The sequence below is a fragment of the Kitasatospora sp. NPDC057936 genome, from assembly GCF_042887525.1.
Taxonomy (GTDB): domain Bacteria; phylum Actinomycetota; class Actinomycetes; order Streptomycetales; family Streptomycetaceae; genus Kitasatospora.
On record NZ_JBHVPD010000006.1, the window covers coordinates 52,767 to 65,671 of the forward strand.

11 protein-coding genes are annotated in these 12,905 nt (G+C 72.7%); 4 read left to right on the forward strand and 7 right to left on the reverse strand.

The window, feature by feature from the left end; genetic code table 11:
* Positions 1–147: 147 nt before the first annotated feature.
* The 3 genes from ACFVU9_RS05130 to ACFVU9_RS05140 form a co-directional block, all read right to left on the reverse strand.
* A complete protein-coding gene (locus ACFVU9_RS05130; protein ID WP_387590052.1) occupies positions 148–1,419 on the reverse strand; it encodes an MFS transporter in 1,272 nt (423 codons plus the stop codon).
* Between the two features lie 318 nt (positions 1,420–1,737).
* Positions 1,738–2,700 carry an ABC transporter substrate-binding protein gene (locus ACFVU9_RS05135; protein WP_387590055.1) on the reverse strand — a complete coding sequence of 321 codons (963 nt, stop codon included), beginning with the start codon at positions 2,698–2,700 and terminating at the stop codon, positions 1,738–1,740.
* A 71-nt stretch (positions 2,701–2,771) separates the two neighbouring features.
* The gene (locus ACFVU9_RS05140) at positions 2,772–3,656 is read right to left on the reverse strand and encodes a MerR family transcriptional regulator (protein ID WP_387590058.1); all 885 of its coding nucleotides are present in this window, start codon (positions 3,654–3,656) and stop codon (positions 2,772–2,774) included.
* A 189-nt stretch (positions 3,657–3,845) separates the two neighbouring features.
* Between ACFVU9_RS05140 and ACFVU9_RS05145 the strand changes: the two genes are divergently transcribed.
* The 3 genes from ACFVU9_RS05145 to ACFVU9_RS05155 are packed head-to-tail and all read left to right on the forward strand — an operon-like array spanning position 3,846 to position 7,455.
* On the forward strand, positions 3,846–5,540 hold the full coding sequence (locus ACFVU9_RS05145; RefSeq protein ID WP_380499885.1) for a flavin-containing monooxygenase: 1,695 nt from the start codon (positions 3,846–3,848) through the stop codon (positions 5,538–5,540).
* Positions 5,537–6,547, forward strand: coding sequence for an alpha/beta fold hydrolase (locus ACFVU9_RS05150; RefSeq protein WP_387590061.1), 1,011 nt, complete (start codon positions 5,537–5,539; stop codon positions 6,545–6,547). Before ACFVU9_RS05145 ends, ACFVU9_RS05150 begins: the two co-directional genes overlap by 4 nt.
* Positions 6,544–7,455: an SDR family oxidoreductase gene (locus ACFVU9_RS05155; protein ID WP_387590064.1), complete on the forward strand. Its 912-nt coding sequence runs from the start codon at positions 6,544–6,546 to the stop codon at positions 7,453–7,455. Before ACFVU9_RS05150 ends, ACFVU9_RS05155 begins: the two co-directional genes overlap by 4 nt.
* A gap of 127 nt (positions 7,456–7,582) precedes the next feature.
* On the opposite strand, the gene ACFVU9_RS05160 is transcribed toward ACFVU9_RS05155, so the two are convergent.
* The gene (locus ACFVU9_RS05160) at positions 7,583–8,932 is read right to left on the reverse strand and encodes a PLP-dependent aminotransferase family protein (RefSeq protein WP_380499882.1); all 1,350 of its coding nucleotides are present in this window, start codon (positions 8,930–8,932) and stop codon (positions 7,583–7,585) included.
* Between the two features lie 103 nt (positions 8,933–9,035).
* On the opposite strand from ACFVU9_RS05160, the gene ACFVU9_RS05165 reads away from it, so the two are divergent.
* Entirely contained in the window at positions 9,036–9,698 is a 663-nt protein-coding gene (locus tag ACFVU9_RS05165) for a LysE family translocator (RefSeq protein WP_387590067.1), read from the forward strand.
* A gap of 80 nt (positions 9,699–9,778) precedes the next feature.
* Here ACFVU9_RS05165 and ACFVU9_RS05170 read toward each other — a convergent pair whose 3' ends face one another.
* Genes ACFVU9_RS05170 through ACFVU9_RS05180 form a run of 3 tightly spaced genes read right to left on the reverse strand, consistent with a single transcriptional unit; the run spans position 9,779 to position 12,716 of the window.
* Positions 9,779–10,843, reverse strand: coding sequence for a serine hydrolase domain-containing protein (locus ACFVU9_RS05170; protein WP_387590070.1), 1,065 nt, complete (start codon positions 10,841–10,843; stop codon positions 9,779–9,781).
* Positions 10,840–11,775, reverse strand: a complete 936-nt coding sequence (locus ACFVU9_RS05175; RefSeq protein ID WP_387590073.1) for a DUF6895 family protein — start codon at positions 11,773–11,775, stop codon at positions 10,840–10,842. Before ACFVU9_RS05175 ends, ACFVU9_RS05170 begins: the two co-directional genes overlap by 4 nt.
* Entirely contained in the window at positions 11,772–12,716 is a 945-nt protein-coding gene (locus tag ACFVU9_RS05180; protein ID WP_387590075.1) for a hypothetical protein, read from the reverse strand. The genes ACFVU9_RS05175 and ACFVU9_RS05180 overlap by 4 nt, the downstream gene beginning before the upstream one ends.
* Between the last annotated feature and the right edge of the window lie 189 nt (positions 12,717–12,905).

The window sequence follows — 12,905 nt, forward strand, 5'->3', positions numbered from 1 at the left end:
GCGGCGACCGCGGTGCAGTGACGCGGGACCAGTGAAGCTGGTGCTGTGATGCAGGTGCGTTGATGCGGTTGCGGTGATGCAGGAGGGGACGCGGTGTTCCCCGGCGGGGGCGGCGGTGGGATGACCACCGGCGCCCCCGCTGCCGTTTCACGCGGCGGGCGACGCGGCCTTCGCGGCAACGGGCGCGGGCGGCGTCGAGTGCCGACGCCGGAATCGGTGCTCGGTCGCGGTGCAGGCGGTGAGGACGAGGGCGGTCGCCGCGGCGGCCGCCGTGACCGCGAAGGGAGCGCCCGGCGAGAAGTGGTCGGCCGCCCAGCCGCTGACGAAGGTGCCCGCCGACTGGGCCAGGATGAGCGCGCTGACCAGTGCTGCCATCGCCTCGCCGAGACGGGCGGCCGGCACCGTGCGCTCGACCAGGCCGAACATCGTGATCATCTGCGGCGCGACGGCGACCCCGAGGAACCCGACGGCCGCGGTGAGCGCCACGAGGCTCCCGTCCGCGAAGAACAGGACGCAGGAGGCGGTGAACAGCAGGGCGGTGCCCGCCCGCAGGCGCGGTGGCAGGCCCCAGCGGGCGGGGAGCGACGCGGTGGCGATGCCCGCGATCGAACTGGTGCAGCCCAGGAATCCGTACAACAGCCCTGCGGAACCCGGCCGGCCCAGCGCCTCGGTGGTGGCGGTGATGCCGACCTGGACCGAGCCGAAGCAGGCGCCCAGTAGCGCCATCCCGGCCATGAGGAGGAGGTAGGGAGTGTTGAACAGGCGCTCGGCGGACTGGGATTGGGCGTGGACCGGGGCCGGCACACCGGTTGCGGCGGTTGCGGCGGTCTCGGCGGTCGGGTGCAGGGCGAACAGCGTGGCGCAGACGCCGGACAGCACGGCAGCGGTGAGCATCCCGGCGGACGGGGAGACGGCGGTTGCGAGCATGCCGACGAGTGCCGGGCCGGCCGTGAAGCTCACCTCGTCGACGATCCCGTCCAGCGCCAGCATGGCCGAGGTCAGCTCCGGTTCACCGGCCGACAGCCGGACCCAGCGGCTGCGCGCCAGCGGGCCGACCAGTGGGACGGACAGGCCGGTCAGTGCGGCGGGCGCGATCTGCCAGCCGAGCGCGAGCCCGTGCTCGGAGGCGGCGACCAGGGCGACCAGGGCGGCGGCGTTGACCAGGGCGGCGGCCAGTCCGACCGTGCGCTGTCCGCGCCGGTCCGCCAGCCGTCCGACGATCGGACCGCCGATCGCCTGACCGCCCGCCAGGGCCCCGGCCACCAGCGAGCCGGACCACACGCTGCCGGTGTTCCGGCTGACCAGCAACAGGGTGCCGATCGGGCTCATCGCGTTCGGCAGCCGGCCGAGCAGCGACCACAGCAGCACCCGGCTGCCCGTCAGTTGCGTTGCCATGCGGAAGTTCACGGCCACGGACACGGTGCAGGCCTCCTCTGCGGAACCGGTACGGGCGCCCGCCTCCCGTCTCCGGCCCGACCAGGTGACAGCGACCTGCGGGTGAGCCTAGACGGTAGAGGTGACGGCGGTGTGACGGTAATCGTTTGATCACCCGGTGGAGTCGAGGGGTGGGGGAGGGGTGATTGGAGGAGTGGCCAAGGGGGGTGAGGGAGGTGAGGGGGCGGTGGTGGGGCGGGCGACGGCGAACAAGTAACAGATGACAGATTTCAACATCTGTCATCTGTTACCTGTCATCTGTTCGCCGTCGGCGGTTGGCTGTCGCCCGTCACCTGTCGCCCATCAGCCGCCCACGAGGTCCTTCCGGATCTGGTCGAGGACCAACCCGGCTCCCGTGTACCCGATGCCGAGCATCCACAGCCCGTCGTCCACCTGGAACACCCGGCCGTTGCGGACGGCGTCGAGGTTCCTCCACAGCGCACCGCCCAGGATCTTCGGCTGGTCGGACTTCGCGGCGTCCCCGTACACCGAATAGAAGATGACGTCGGCCGCGGCCTGGTCGACCTGCTCGGGGCTGATCTCCAGCGAGAACCCGGGCTTGTCCTGGTTGGCGGGCCGGCCGACCCCGAGGCCCTTGAACAGCGATCCGACGAAGGTGTCGTTCAGGTAGAGCCTGGTCGGCGCGCCCGCGAGGAAGCGCGCCATCTCGACCCTGGTGGCCGCGGCCTTGGCCGGTCCGCCGAGTGCGGTGATCAGATCCCGCACCTTCGCCTGGTACGCGGCCTCGGCCGCCGCTGCCTCCGCTTGCCGCCCCAGCGCCTCGGCGTGCAGCCGGACGTTCTCCTTCCAGGTCGGTCCGGTGGTCTTGGACAGTACCGTGGGCGCGATCTTGGCCAGCTGGTCGTACCGCTTGTCGTCGCGCACCTGGTTGCTCAGGATGAGGTCCGGCCGCAGCGCGGCGATCGCCTCCAGGTTGGGCTGGCCGATGGCGCCGACGGCCTTCGTGTCCGCGAGCCGGTCGCCCGGCAGGTAGCCGGGGAAGCCCGCGCCGTCGCTGACGGTGGTCGCGCCGACCGGGATGATCCCGAGAGTGACGGCCGAGTCGAGCGCGTCCGTGTCCAGCACGACCACGCGGGAGGCCCGGGCCGGCACGGTGCTCTCACCGCGCGCGTGCCGTACCGTCCGCGTGCCGGCCGAACTCGCCGCCCGTGACGGACTGTCGGCTCCGCAGGCGGCGAGCGCGAGGCCCGGGGCGAGTCCGGCGGCGAGACCGAGGGCGGCGCGGCGGCTCAGGTGTCCGGGCATGGGCGGCTTCCTCCGGCGACGGTCCAACGGGCGGGCAGGGCGCGGGAATTCCTGCCCGTCACGCGTGCGCGCTACGCGTCGGAGCCGCTGCCGTCCTCGCTCCCGTCCTTGCCGCAGCTCTCACTCCCGCTCTCACTCCCGCTCTCGCTCCCGTCCTCGCTCCCGTCCGAGCCCTCCGCGCCGTTCTCCCTTCGGTGGCGCAGCAGTTCGTCGTACTCGGCGTGCACGCGGCGGTCCATCGCGAGCGCGAACTGGGCGTCCGCAACCGTCCGGGCCAGCGGGCGGACCCGCAGGATGCGCTCGGTGAGGCGGGCGGCCTCGCCGGGGGGCAGCGGGGAGTCGGCGGACAGCGCGCCGAGGATGTGGTCGGTGACGACGTTGATGAAGATCTCGGCGATCGCGTCGACGTGCGCCTGGGTGCGCCGGCTGGCGTCCAGGACGGCCGACAGCGGTACGCCCTCCGCGACCAGCGCCGTCGTGGCGTCCATCAGGCGGCGGCTGATGTGGGTGATGCCGTCGTCGGTGACGGTGATGTAGCCCTGGGCGAGGGATTCGGCCGTGTTCTCCTCGGTGAGCTGGTCGCCGAAGCCGTCCTTGAGCTCGTCCCAGGTCAGGAGCACCGGCGTCTCGTCCGACCAGGGCGCGATGATGGCCGCTTCCAGGCCGATCAGTTCCGCGACGTCCCGCCCGCTCTCGCCGGCGCCGATGAGTTCGGTGATGCCGCCGAGGGTGTGTCCGCGTTCGAGCAGCTCGCCGATCATGCGCAGGCGGGCCAGGTGCTCCTCTCCGTACCAGGCGATGCGGCCCTCTTTGCGCGGCGGTTGGAGCAGTTTGCGCTCGCGGTAGAAGCGCAGCGTGCGGGTGGTGATGCCGGCCGCTTCGGCCAGTTCCTCCACCCGGTACTCGCGTTTTCTGTCGTCCGCAGCAGCTCTGGCCTTGTCCACGGCGATCAGCATAGGACGGTCCGCCGCGGTCGCCGCCGGAATCGGGGCGGTCGGCCGTCTTCCCAGCGCTGTCGGCAAGGGCTACCCTGCCAACCATGCCAGTGATTGCTGGCATGGTTATCGGGATTCCGGGCAGAACGTCCGGGAGAGTTCCTCTTGGCGGAGAGCACGCGACCGCCCCCACCCTCAGGAGGACGCCGCATGGCATCCAGCACCAAGCGCCCCCGGCCCGGCGCGTCCGCCGCCCCCGAGGCGTCCGAAGCCGCCGAAGGCGCCGGCGCTGTCGAAGCGGCCGAGGCCGTCGAGCTCGTCGAGGCCGTCGCGTTCGCCGGCGACGTCGAGGTCGTCGAGGTCGTCGACGAAGAGGCGGCCGAGGCCGTCCCGCACGTCCGGGTGGCGGTCGTCGGTGCCGGCTTCGGCGGCCTCGGTGCCGCCGTCCGGCTGCGCCGGGCCGGGATCACGGACTTCGTCGTCCTGGAGCGCGCCGACTCGGTCGGCGGCACGTGGCGCGACAACAGCTACCCCGGGTGCGCCTGCGACGTCCCCTCGCACCTCTACTCCTTCTCCTTCGCGCCCAACCCCGAGTGGCCGCGCAGCTTCTCCGGCCAGCCCGACATTCGCGCCTACCTGGAGAAGGTCGCCACGGTCTTCCGACTCCGCCCCCACCTGCGCTTCAACGCCGAGGTGCTGGAGGCCCGTTGGGAGGGCGAGCACACGCGCTGGCGGATCACCACCACGGCCGGCACGTGGACCGCCGACGCCATCGTCTCGGCCTCCGGCCCGCTCGCGGACCCGCAGATCCCCGACCTGCCCGGCCTGAGCGCATTCACCGGCAAGGTGTTCCACTCCTCCCGCTGGGACCACGACTTCGACCTGACCGGAAAGCGCGTCGCGATGGTCGGCACCGGAGCCTCCGCCGCCCAGATCATCCCGTCGATCCAGCCGAAGGTCGGCAAGCTGACGGTCTTTCAGCGAACGCCCGCCTGGGTCCTGCCCCGTCGTGACCGCGAGATCACCCAGCTGGAGAAGTGGCTGCACGGCCGGTTCCCGGTGACCGGCAAGGTCCGCAGGGGGACGCTCTTCGCGCTCCGCGAGCTCCAGGTCGACGCCTTCGTCCGCCGGCCCGGCCTGCTGCGCGCCGTCCAGCGGCTCGCCGAACACCACATCGCCCAGGGCGTCCCCGACGCCGGGCTGCGCGCCAAGCTCACGCCGGACTACCGGATCGGCTGCAAGCGCATCCTGCTCAGCAACACGTACTACCCGGCGCTCGCCGCCGCCAACACCGAGGTCGTCGCCTCCGGCCTGCGCGAAGTGCGCGGCTCCACACTGGTCGCGGCCGACGGCAGCGAGCACGAAGTGGACGCCATCGTCTTCGGCACCGGCTTCCACGTCACCGACATGCCCATCGGGGCAAGGGTGTTCGGCGCGAACGGCACCAGCCTGGCCGAGGAGTGGAAGGACGGCATGGAGGCGCTGCGCGGCTCGACCGTGCGCGGCTTCCCGAACCTGTTCTTCGTGATCGGCCCCAACACCGGCCTCGGCAACAGCTCGATGATCCTCATGATCGAGTCCCAGCTGAACTACGTCGTCGACGCGCTCACCACGCTCGGCTCGATCGGTGCCGCCGCCATGCAGCCGACCGCCCGCGCCCAGCGCCAGTGGAACCTCGAACTCCAGCACCGGATGGACCGCACCGTCTGGTCCACCGGCGGCTGCCACAGCTGGTACCAGGACCAGAACGGCAAGAACACCGTGCTGTGGCCCGGTTCCACCACCGCGTTCCGCCGGGCCACCCGCAAGGTCGACCTCGGCGAGTACGAGCTCATCATGCGCGCGACGCCGGCCACCGCGTCCGACTCGGCGCAGGCCATGACCGCCCAGGGAGTGTCAGCATGAGTCCGCAGCTTTCCCCCGACTGCGTACCGCCCACGCCTGTCGAGGAGTTGGCCGTCCGCTCCGCCGACGGGCTGCGCCTGCACGTCGAGATCCACGGCCAGCCCGGGGCGCCGACCATCGTGCTCGCCCACGGCTGGACCTGCTCGATCGCCTTCTGGGCGCCGGTGATCCGCCAACTCTCCGACCGCTACCGGCTCGTGGCCTACGACCAGCGCGGTCACGGGCACAGCGAGATCCCGCCGAGCGCGGCCCGCTACTCCACCCGGGCACTCGCCGATGACCTCGCCGCCGTCCTCGCCCGGACGGTCCCGGCCGGGGAGCGGGCCGTCCTCGCCGGCCACAGCATGGGCGGGATGACCATCATGGCGGCCGGCGGACGGCCCGAGGTCGCCGAACGCACCGCCGCCGCCGTCCTCGTCTCCACCGGTCCCGGGCGGCTGCTCGACGAACTCGCCGTCCTGCCCGAGTCGTTCCGCCCGGCCGGGCTTCGCCGCTTCCTGCACGGCCGACTGCTCCACTCCCGGATGCCGCTCGGTCCGGTCTCGGCGGTCAGTCGTGCGGCGCTCAAGTTCGCGACGATGGGGCCGGATTCGGCGGCGGGCCGGGTCGAGGCGACGGCCCGGATCGTGCACGCCTGCCCGACCACCGTCCGCGCGCGCTGGGCGGGTGTCCTCGGACGGCTGGACGTCTTCGCCGGACTCGGCCGCCTCGCCGCGCCGACGTCGGTCATCGCCGGCACGGCGGACCGGCTGACACCACCGGTCCACGCTCACCGCATGGTCGCCGAACTGCGCGACCCGCAGGGGTTGTTGCTGCTTCCCGGGGTTGGTCACATGTCGCCGTTGGAACGGCCGGTCGAGGTCGCGGCGGAGATCCACCGAATGGCCGTGGCCCATCTGACTGCGGACAGCGGTCCCGCCGCCGATTCCGCCCCCGGTTCCGTCTCCGGTTCCGGTTCCGGTTCCGATTCCGATGATTTTGACTCCGAGAGGAGCGTCGTCGCATGAACGCCATACCGCCGTTGTCCGCCCAGGTCGTCGTCGTCACGGGGGCCGCCCGGGGTGTCGGCGCGTCGCTCGCGCGCAAGCTCGCGCGCCGCGGGGCGAAGGTCGCGCTGCTCGGGTTGGAGCCGGCCGAACTCAAGGACGTCGCCGCCCAGTGCGGTCCGACCGCGACCACGTGGGAGGTCGACGTCACCGACCTCGACGCTCTCGATGACGCCGCCCGGCGGATCAAGGAGCATTACGGCCGGATCGACACCGTCGTCGCCAACGCCGGGATCGCCATCGGGGGGCCGTTGGTGGACAGCGACCACCGGGCGTTCAGCCGGGTGATCGAGGTCAACCTGCTGGGCAGTGTGGCCACCGCGCGGGCGTTCCTCCCCGCCCTCATCGAGAGCCGCGGCTACCTGCTCCAGATCGCCTCGCTCGCCGCCCTGACGCCGTCGCCGCTGATGAGCGCGTACTGCGCGAGCAAGTCCGGGGTGGAGGCGTTCGCCCACTCGATCCGCGGCGAGGTCGCCTACCAAGGGGTCAAGGTCGGTGTGGGGTACCTGAGTTGGACCGACACGGACATGGTGCGCGGCGCCGACGAGGACGTCGTTCTCAAGCAGATGCGCAGCCGCCTGCCGTGGCCGGCCAACAAGACCTACCCGCTGGAGCCAGCCGTGGACCGGATCGTGGCCGGCATCGCCCGGCGCTCCGCGCACGTCTACGCCCAGGCCTGGCTGCGCGGCATGCAGCCGGTCCGGTGGCTGCTGCCGAGCCTCATCGCGGTGGTGGGCTCCCGAGACGTGGCCAAGCTGGCCCCGCAACTGGCCGCGACCGCCGCCTCGCGCCTGCGCGCGGTCGGCGCGGGCGGAGCGGCTGACACGGTGGCGCGCAGTTCTGACAGTGGTGCGCGGGCGGACGGTTGACGGTCGGCTCGTGGTGAGGGGGCTCGGGCGCGGGGTAGTGGCGAGCGACGGGTAACAGATGACAGCTGACAGATAACAGATTTCGAAATCTGTTATCTGTCAGCTGTTCGTCGTCGCCCGTCGGCCCTCACTCCAGCAGTTCCTCCGGCGTGCTCCGGGCGATCCTGGCGAGGGTCTCCAGGGCATGTGTCAGGACCGGGACCGGCGGCGACGCGAGGCCGACCCGGACGGCGGACGGAGACACCCTGGGGTCCACGGCGAAGGCTGCGGCCGGGGTGATCGCGATGCTCTCGCGCGCCGCGGCGGCCACGAACGTTTCCGCCCGCCACGCCGCCGGCAGTTCCCACCACACGTAGTACGAGCACGGGTCTGCGCGCAGGTGTTGTCCTGCCAGCACTTCCCGTGCGAGCAGCTGGCGCGCGGTCGCATCCGAGCGCTTCGCCGCTTCGACCGCCGCGACGGCGCCGTCCCCGACCCAGCGGACGACCGCCTCCAGCGCGAACCCGCTGGGCGTCCATCCGCCGGACCGCAGCGCGGCGGCCATCCGGTCGCGGAATGCACTGGGGACGACGGCGAACCCGGTGGTCAGGCCCGGGGCCAGGCGCTTGGAGACGCTGTCCACCAGGATCGTTCGCTCGGGCAGCAGGGCTGCGAGGGGCACGAGGTCGGGTCGCAGGAAGGACCAGATGGCGTCCTCGATGACGGGCAGGTCGAGACGGCGCAGCTCGTCGGCGAGGGTTGCCCGGCGCTCGGGTGGGAGGCTTCCGCCGAGCGGGTTCTGCAGTCGGGGCTGGAGGTAGACGGCGCTGAGCGGCGCGGCCCGGTGCGCGGCGGTGACGGCGCCGGTCCGGAGGCCGTGCTCGTCGACGGCCAGTGGTACGAGAGTGATCCCCAGCCGCTGCGCGACGGCCTTGACCACGGGGTACGTCAACGCCTCGACCCCGAGCCGCCCTCCGGGCGGTACGAGCGCGGAGAGCGCGCCGGCGACCGCCTGCCGGCCGTTGCCCGCGAACAGCACGTCCTCGGGCGATGCCTGCCACGAGGGCGAGCCGTGCGGCCCGGACGCCAGCTGGGCGAACGCGTGGCGGGCGGCGGCCGTCCCGATTGCCCCCACCGGGCGCAGCGCGGCGTCGAGTGCGTCCGCCCGAAGCATCGGTGCGAGGGCGGCGCCGAGCAGCGCCTGCTCGGGCACGACGGGGTAGTTGAGCTCCAGGTCGATGGGTGCCCCGGCCGGTTCGGCGAGCGGGATGTGGGGGCCGGGTGCCCGCTGGTCGGCGCGGACGAAGGTGCCGCGGCCGACCTCGCCGGTGGTGAGTCCCCGGAGGGCCAGTTCCCGGTAGACGCGCCCGGCGGTCGAGGCGGCGATGCCGCGGCGGCGGGCGAAGGCGCGTTGGGTGGGGAGCTGTTGCCCGGGGCGAAGCCGTCCGTCGGTGATGGCGTTGGCGATCTCGTCGGCGATGAGCCGGTAGTCGTCCATCGACGGGCCCTCCGTGTCGGTCGTGCTCGGCGGGATTGCGCTGATTGCACCGAGCGCAAAGTTATCATTGCATCGAGCTCGGAGTGCGGCCTAGCCTCCTCGCATGGACCTGCTGATCCCCGCCGCCGCCCCGCACGCCCTGCTCGGAATCGCCGCCGTGGCGCTGGGCATGGTGCTCACCCCCGGGCCCAACATGATCTACCTGGTCTCGCGCTCGATCGCCCAGGGCCGCCGGGCCGGGCTGGTGTCGCTGGTCGGGGTCGCGGCCGGATTCCTGGTCTACCTCGGGGCCGTGACGGTGGGCGTCGCCGCGGTGTTCACGGTGGTGCCAGCGCTCTATACGGCGATCAAATTCGCCGGGGCCGGGTACCTGCTGTGGCTCGCGTGGAAGGCCGTCAGGCCGGGTGGCGCGCCGGTCTTCGCGCCGCAGCAACTGCCGCACGACTCGCCGCGCAAGCTGTTCGGGATGGGCTTCCTGACCTGCCTGCTCAATCCCAAGATCGCCATCATGTACCTGTCCCTGCTGCCCCAGTTCGTCGACCCGGCGCGTGGTCACGTCGCGGCCCAGAGTCTGGTGCTCGGCCTCACCCAGGTCGTCGTGGCGGTCACCGTCAACGGACTGATAGCGGCGAGTGCGGGCAGCATCGCGTCCTTCCTCAACCGTCGCCCGGCTTGGCTTCGCATCCAGCGCTACGCGATGGGCACGGTCCTCGGCGGACTCGCCCTGCACATCGCGGCGGACCGGGCGAAGGCGGTTGCGGTCTGAGCGGGTGGGGAGCGGCGGATGGCAGCCGACGGATGACAGCTGACAGATAACAGATTTCGAAATCTGTTATCTGTCAGCTGTCATCTGTTCCCCGCCATCTCCGTCAGCACCCCGTACCCGACCCGCAGGAACCGCCCGTCCATCGTCGGCCCGGTGTTGGCGAGAGCGGCGACGGCGCTCTCCGTCTGTGGTGAGAAGCCCACGAACGCGGTGAACCCGCGCGTGGCGCCGGAGTGGAAGAACAGGTCCCGGTCGCCCGCCCGTCGGTGGTTCCACACCAGGCACACCTCGTCGCCGGACCCTGGCGGTCGCAGCCGGGGGAGCTGCACCTCCCGCAGCGCCGCGCCCAGCTCGCCACCCGGCTCGCCGTCCCCCTCGTCGCCCGACTCGCCCGGCCACGTGCCGACATGCGCCTGCAGGAAGCGCAGCAGGTCCGCGCCGCTCGCCCGGACCGCGCCCGCGCCCGGAAGGCCGGGCATCCGCCACGGCGGCAGTGCCCGGCCGCGCCGGTGCCCGATGGCGCGGTCCGGGGTGTCCGGCGCGCAGGCCAGCGTCCGCAGTCCCAGGGGCCGGCCGATCCGTTCGGCGAGGAGTTCGGCGTACGGCGCACCACCCGTCTCGGCGAGGAGGCGGCCGAGCAGTGCGACCCCGTAGTTGGAGTACCCGTACCGGCTGCCGGGCTTGGTGCGGACGGTGGTTCGGGCCACCGCATTCCTCAACTCCTGCTCCCCGTAAGCCCCGTACGGATTGCTGTACCAGGCCCGGACGGCGCCCGCCAGCAGGCCGGGCGGCAGGCGGTGGAGGCCCGCGGTGTGCGTGGCCAGGTGGAGGAGTCGGATCGGCCCGCCCGATCGGACGGTCAACGGCCGCCAGGAGCACGGGAGGTGGAGTTCCAGCGGATCGTTCAGCGTGAGTTCGCCGCTCGCGGCCATCGCCGCGAGCAGCAGCGCGGTGAACGTCTTCGTGACGGAACCGAGTTCGAAGACGGTGTCGGGCGTGCAGTCCGGCGCGCTCGGGGCGCGTCCGAGCCGCCCGTGGCACCGCACCTCCGCCGAACTCCCGCGCGCCATGGCCAGAGTGACGGCCGTCGCGGACGGTCCGGCCGCCTCGACCAGGGCGGACAGACTCCTGTCCGCCCCACTCACGTCGCCACCGGCGTGCCGCCGAGCGCGCGGGACAGGGTGATGGTGGCGGCCACCACCCCCACTACCGCCGTGTGTTGGTGGTCCCGGAAGGCCTGTTCCGGGTCCGCGTCGACCGGTTCGGAGTCGCGTGGCAGCAGCCCGTCCGCGTGCTGCGCGGTGACCAGCGCGTCCCAGCCCTGCCGCCCGGTGACCGGTTCGCCGACGCACGCGTCGACGGCGAGCAGTTCGGCGGCGAGGTCCCACTGTCCGATCTCCAGCCAGACGTCGAGCCAGACGGGCAGCCAGTCGCGCACGTAGGCGCGCACCGGTTCCGGCAGGCCGTCCGGGCGGGCGCCCCAGTCGGTGAGGTGGAAGACGGTGTGGGTGATCCGGTAGGCGGTCATCCAGTCGACGGCCCACGGCTCCGGTGTCGCACCGAGCCAGGTGGCGGCGGCGAGTGCCGCCCAGTCCGGTCGGTCGGCGAGCCCGACGATCCGGCGGGCGTTGGCGACGGCCAGCTTCCGGTTGGGTTCGGCCTCGACGGCGTGGACCGCCCGCAACCGGCCGAGCGAGTCCAGGAGTTCCTCCATCGCGGCGTGCCGGTAGCCGGCGCGGGCGAAGTGGGCGTACGTCTCCAGCGGGTCGGTCATCGCGAGGTGGCGCAACTGTCGTTCGTACAGGAGGTCGCCCGCGCGCACCTGGTCCCAGGCGAAGTCGAGGAGGCCGTGTGCCGTGCGGGTGTCGCCGGGGCCGGTCACGCCGTCGCGCAGGACGAGGGAGGCGGCGAGGGCGAGTTCGCCGAGCGGCTTGTAGGCGTCGTTGGGGTCGGCGAGGTCGACGACGGTGTTGTCGGGGAGCCGGCCGAACCCGTTCCGGCGGCCGGTGTCCAGCCAGTCCAGCGCGTGCGAGCCGAGGCGTTGCGCGGTGGCCAGCACGCGCGTGTCGGCCGTCATCGTGCCGCCCTCGCCCGGACCGGTTCCGGCGGACCGTTCAACAGGCGGTCGGCGATGGCGAGTTCGAGCAACGTGCGGGCGCTTCCGTCGCCGGTCAGGCGGATCCGTTCCAGCACGGGCCCGACCTCCAGCCGTAGCGGACGGCCGTCGGCCCGCGCCCAGGCGAGCCAGCGGGCGAGCCGGGCGGCGGTGCGAAGGTCCCGGCGGAGCATCGAGCGGGCGGTGCCGCGCGCGAGGTCGAGGGTGTGGGTGCGGGCGAGTTCGTGCACGGGGCCGTCGAGACCGGGCAGGGCGAGCACGGACAGCTGCGCCATGCGGACGGACCACGCCTGCCAGTCGCGCGGGCCCGGGGGCGAGCCCGGTCGGGGGCCCGGCCGCGGCACGGCGGCGGGAGGCGGGGCGGCCTCGCCGCCGTACGGTGTGCGCGCGAGCAGTGCGGAGGCCGCCCAGTCCTGCCAGGCGATCACGAGGTTCGCATCGTCGGCGGGCGGAGGTGGGCCGGTCGGGGAACCGTCCCACGAGTCGGCGGCGGGCGGCGGGAAGACCCGTCGGGCTTCGGCCAGTAGCCGGGCTGCGGCGTCGTCCAGCGGCACGAGGGTCGACTCCTTCAGCGGATTCGACGGATTCGACGGATTCGACGGATCTAACGGATTCAACGGAGCCAACGGAGCCAACGGAGCCAACGGATTCAGTGGATCCAACGGTGAACGAGCGTTGAAGAGTTGAGGAGCGAACAGGTCCGGGCCGAGTATGCGCGCCGCTGCGAGCACAGCCCCGGGTACGGAGCCCTCCGGGTCGGTCAGCAAGGAGGCCAGCAGCCCGTCCGGCTCCGTGAGCGAGGCCGTTCCCCCGGCGCCCCGGAGGGCGTCGAGGGTCCGGCGGGCCATCCGCTCGACGGCCGCGGCGTACTCGTCGCGCAGTGGTGTCTCGGCGAACGGCATGGTGCGCTGGTCCTCCTTCCGGAGTCCGGGAGGGTTCACGAGGGAGCCTCGACGGCTCACGAGAGGTCTCGGGGATGGCGGCGGGTCGCAGGTGTCGTGGCCGCAGCCGTCGCCGTGGCCGTAGACCGGGCGGTCAGCAGGCCAGCAGGCCAGCAGGCCACCGACTACGGACTACCGGCCACCGGCTGC

What these genes read in the sequence shown, in the direction of transcription:
- ACFVU9_RS05175 (WP_387590073.1), bottom strand. Translation starts at nt 11,775, where the DNA reads ATGACGGCCGACACGCGCGTGCTGGCCACCGCGCAACGCCTCGGCTCG.
- ACFVU9_RS05160 (WP_380499882.1), bottom strand. Translation starts at nt 8,932, where the DNA reads ATGGACGACTACCGGCTCATCGCCGACGAGATCGCCAACGCCATCACC.
- ACFVU9_RS05140 (WP_387590058.1), bottom strand. Translation starts at nt 3,656, where the DNA reads ATGCTGATCGCCGTGGACAAGGCCAGAGCTGCTGCGGACGACAGAAAA.
- ACFVU9_RS05180 (WP_387590075.1), bottom strand. Translation starts at nt 12,716, where the DNA reads ATGCCGTTCGCCGAGACACCACTGCGCGACGAGTACGCCGCGGCCGTC.
- ACFVU9_RS05150 (WP_387590061.1), top strand. Translation starts at nt 5,537, where the DNA reads ATGAGTCCGCAGCTTTCCCCCGACTGCGTACCGCCCACGCCTGTCGAG.
- ACFVU9_RS05145 (WP_380499885.1), top strand. Translation starts at nt 3,846, where the DNA reads ATGGCATCCAGCACCAAGCGCCCCCGGCCCGGCGCGTCCGCCGCCCCC.
- ACFVU9_RS05165 (WP_387590067.1), top strand. Translation starts at nt 9,036, where the DNA reads ATGGACCTGCTGATCCCCGCCGCCGCCCCGCACGCCCTGCTCGGAATC.
- ACFVU9_RS05135 (WP_387590055.1), bottom strand. Translation starts at nt 2,700, where the DNA reads ATGCCCGGACACCTGAGCCGCCGCGCCGCCCTCGGTCTCGCCGCCGGA.
- ACFVU9_RS05155 (WP_387590064.1), top strand. Translation starts at nt 6,544, where the DNA reads ATGAACGCCATACCGCCGTTGTCCGCCCAGGTCGTCGTCGTCACGGGG.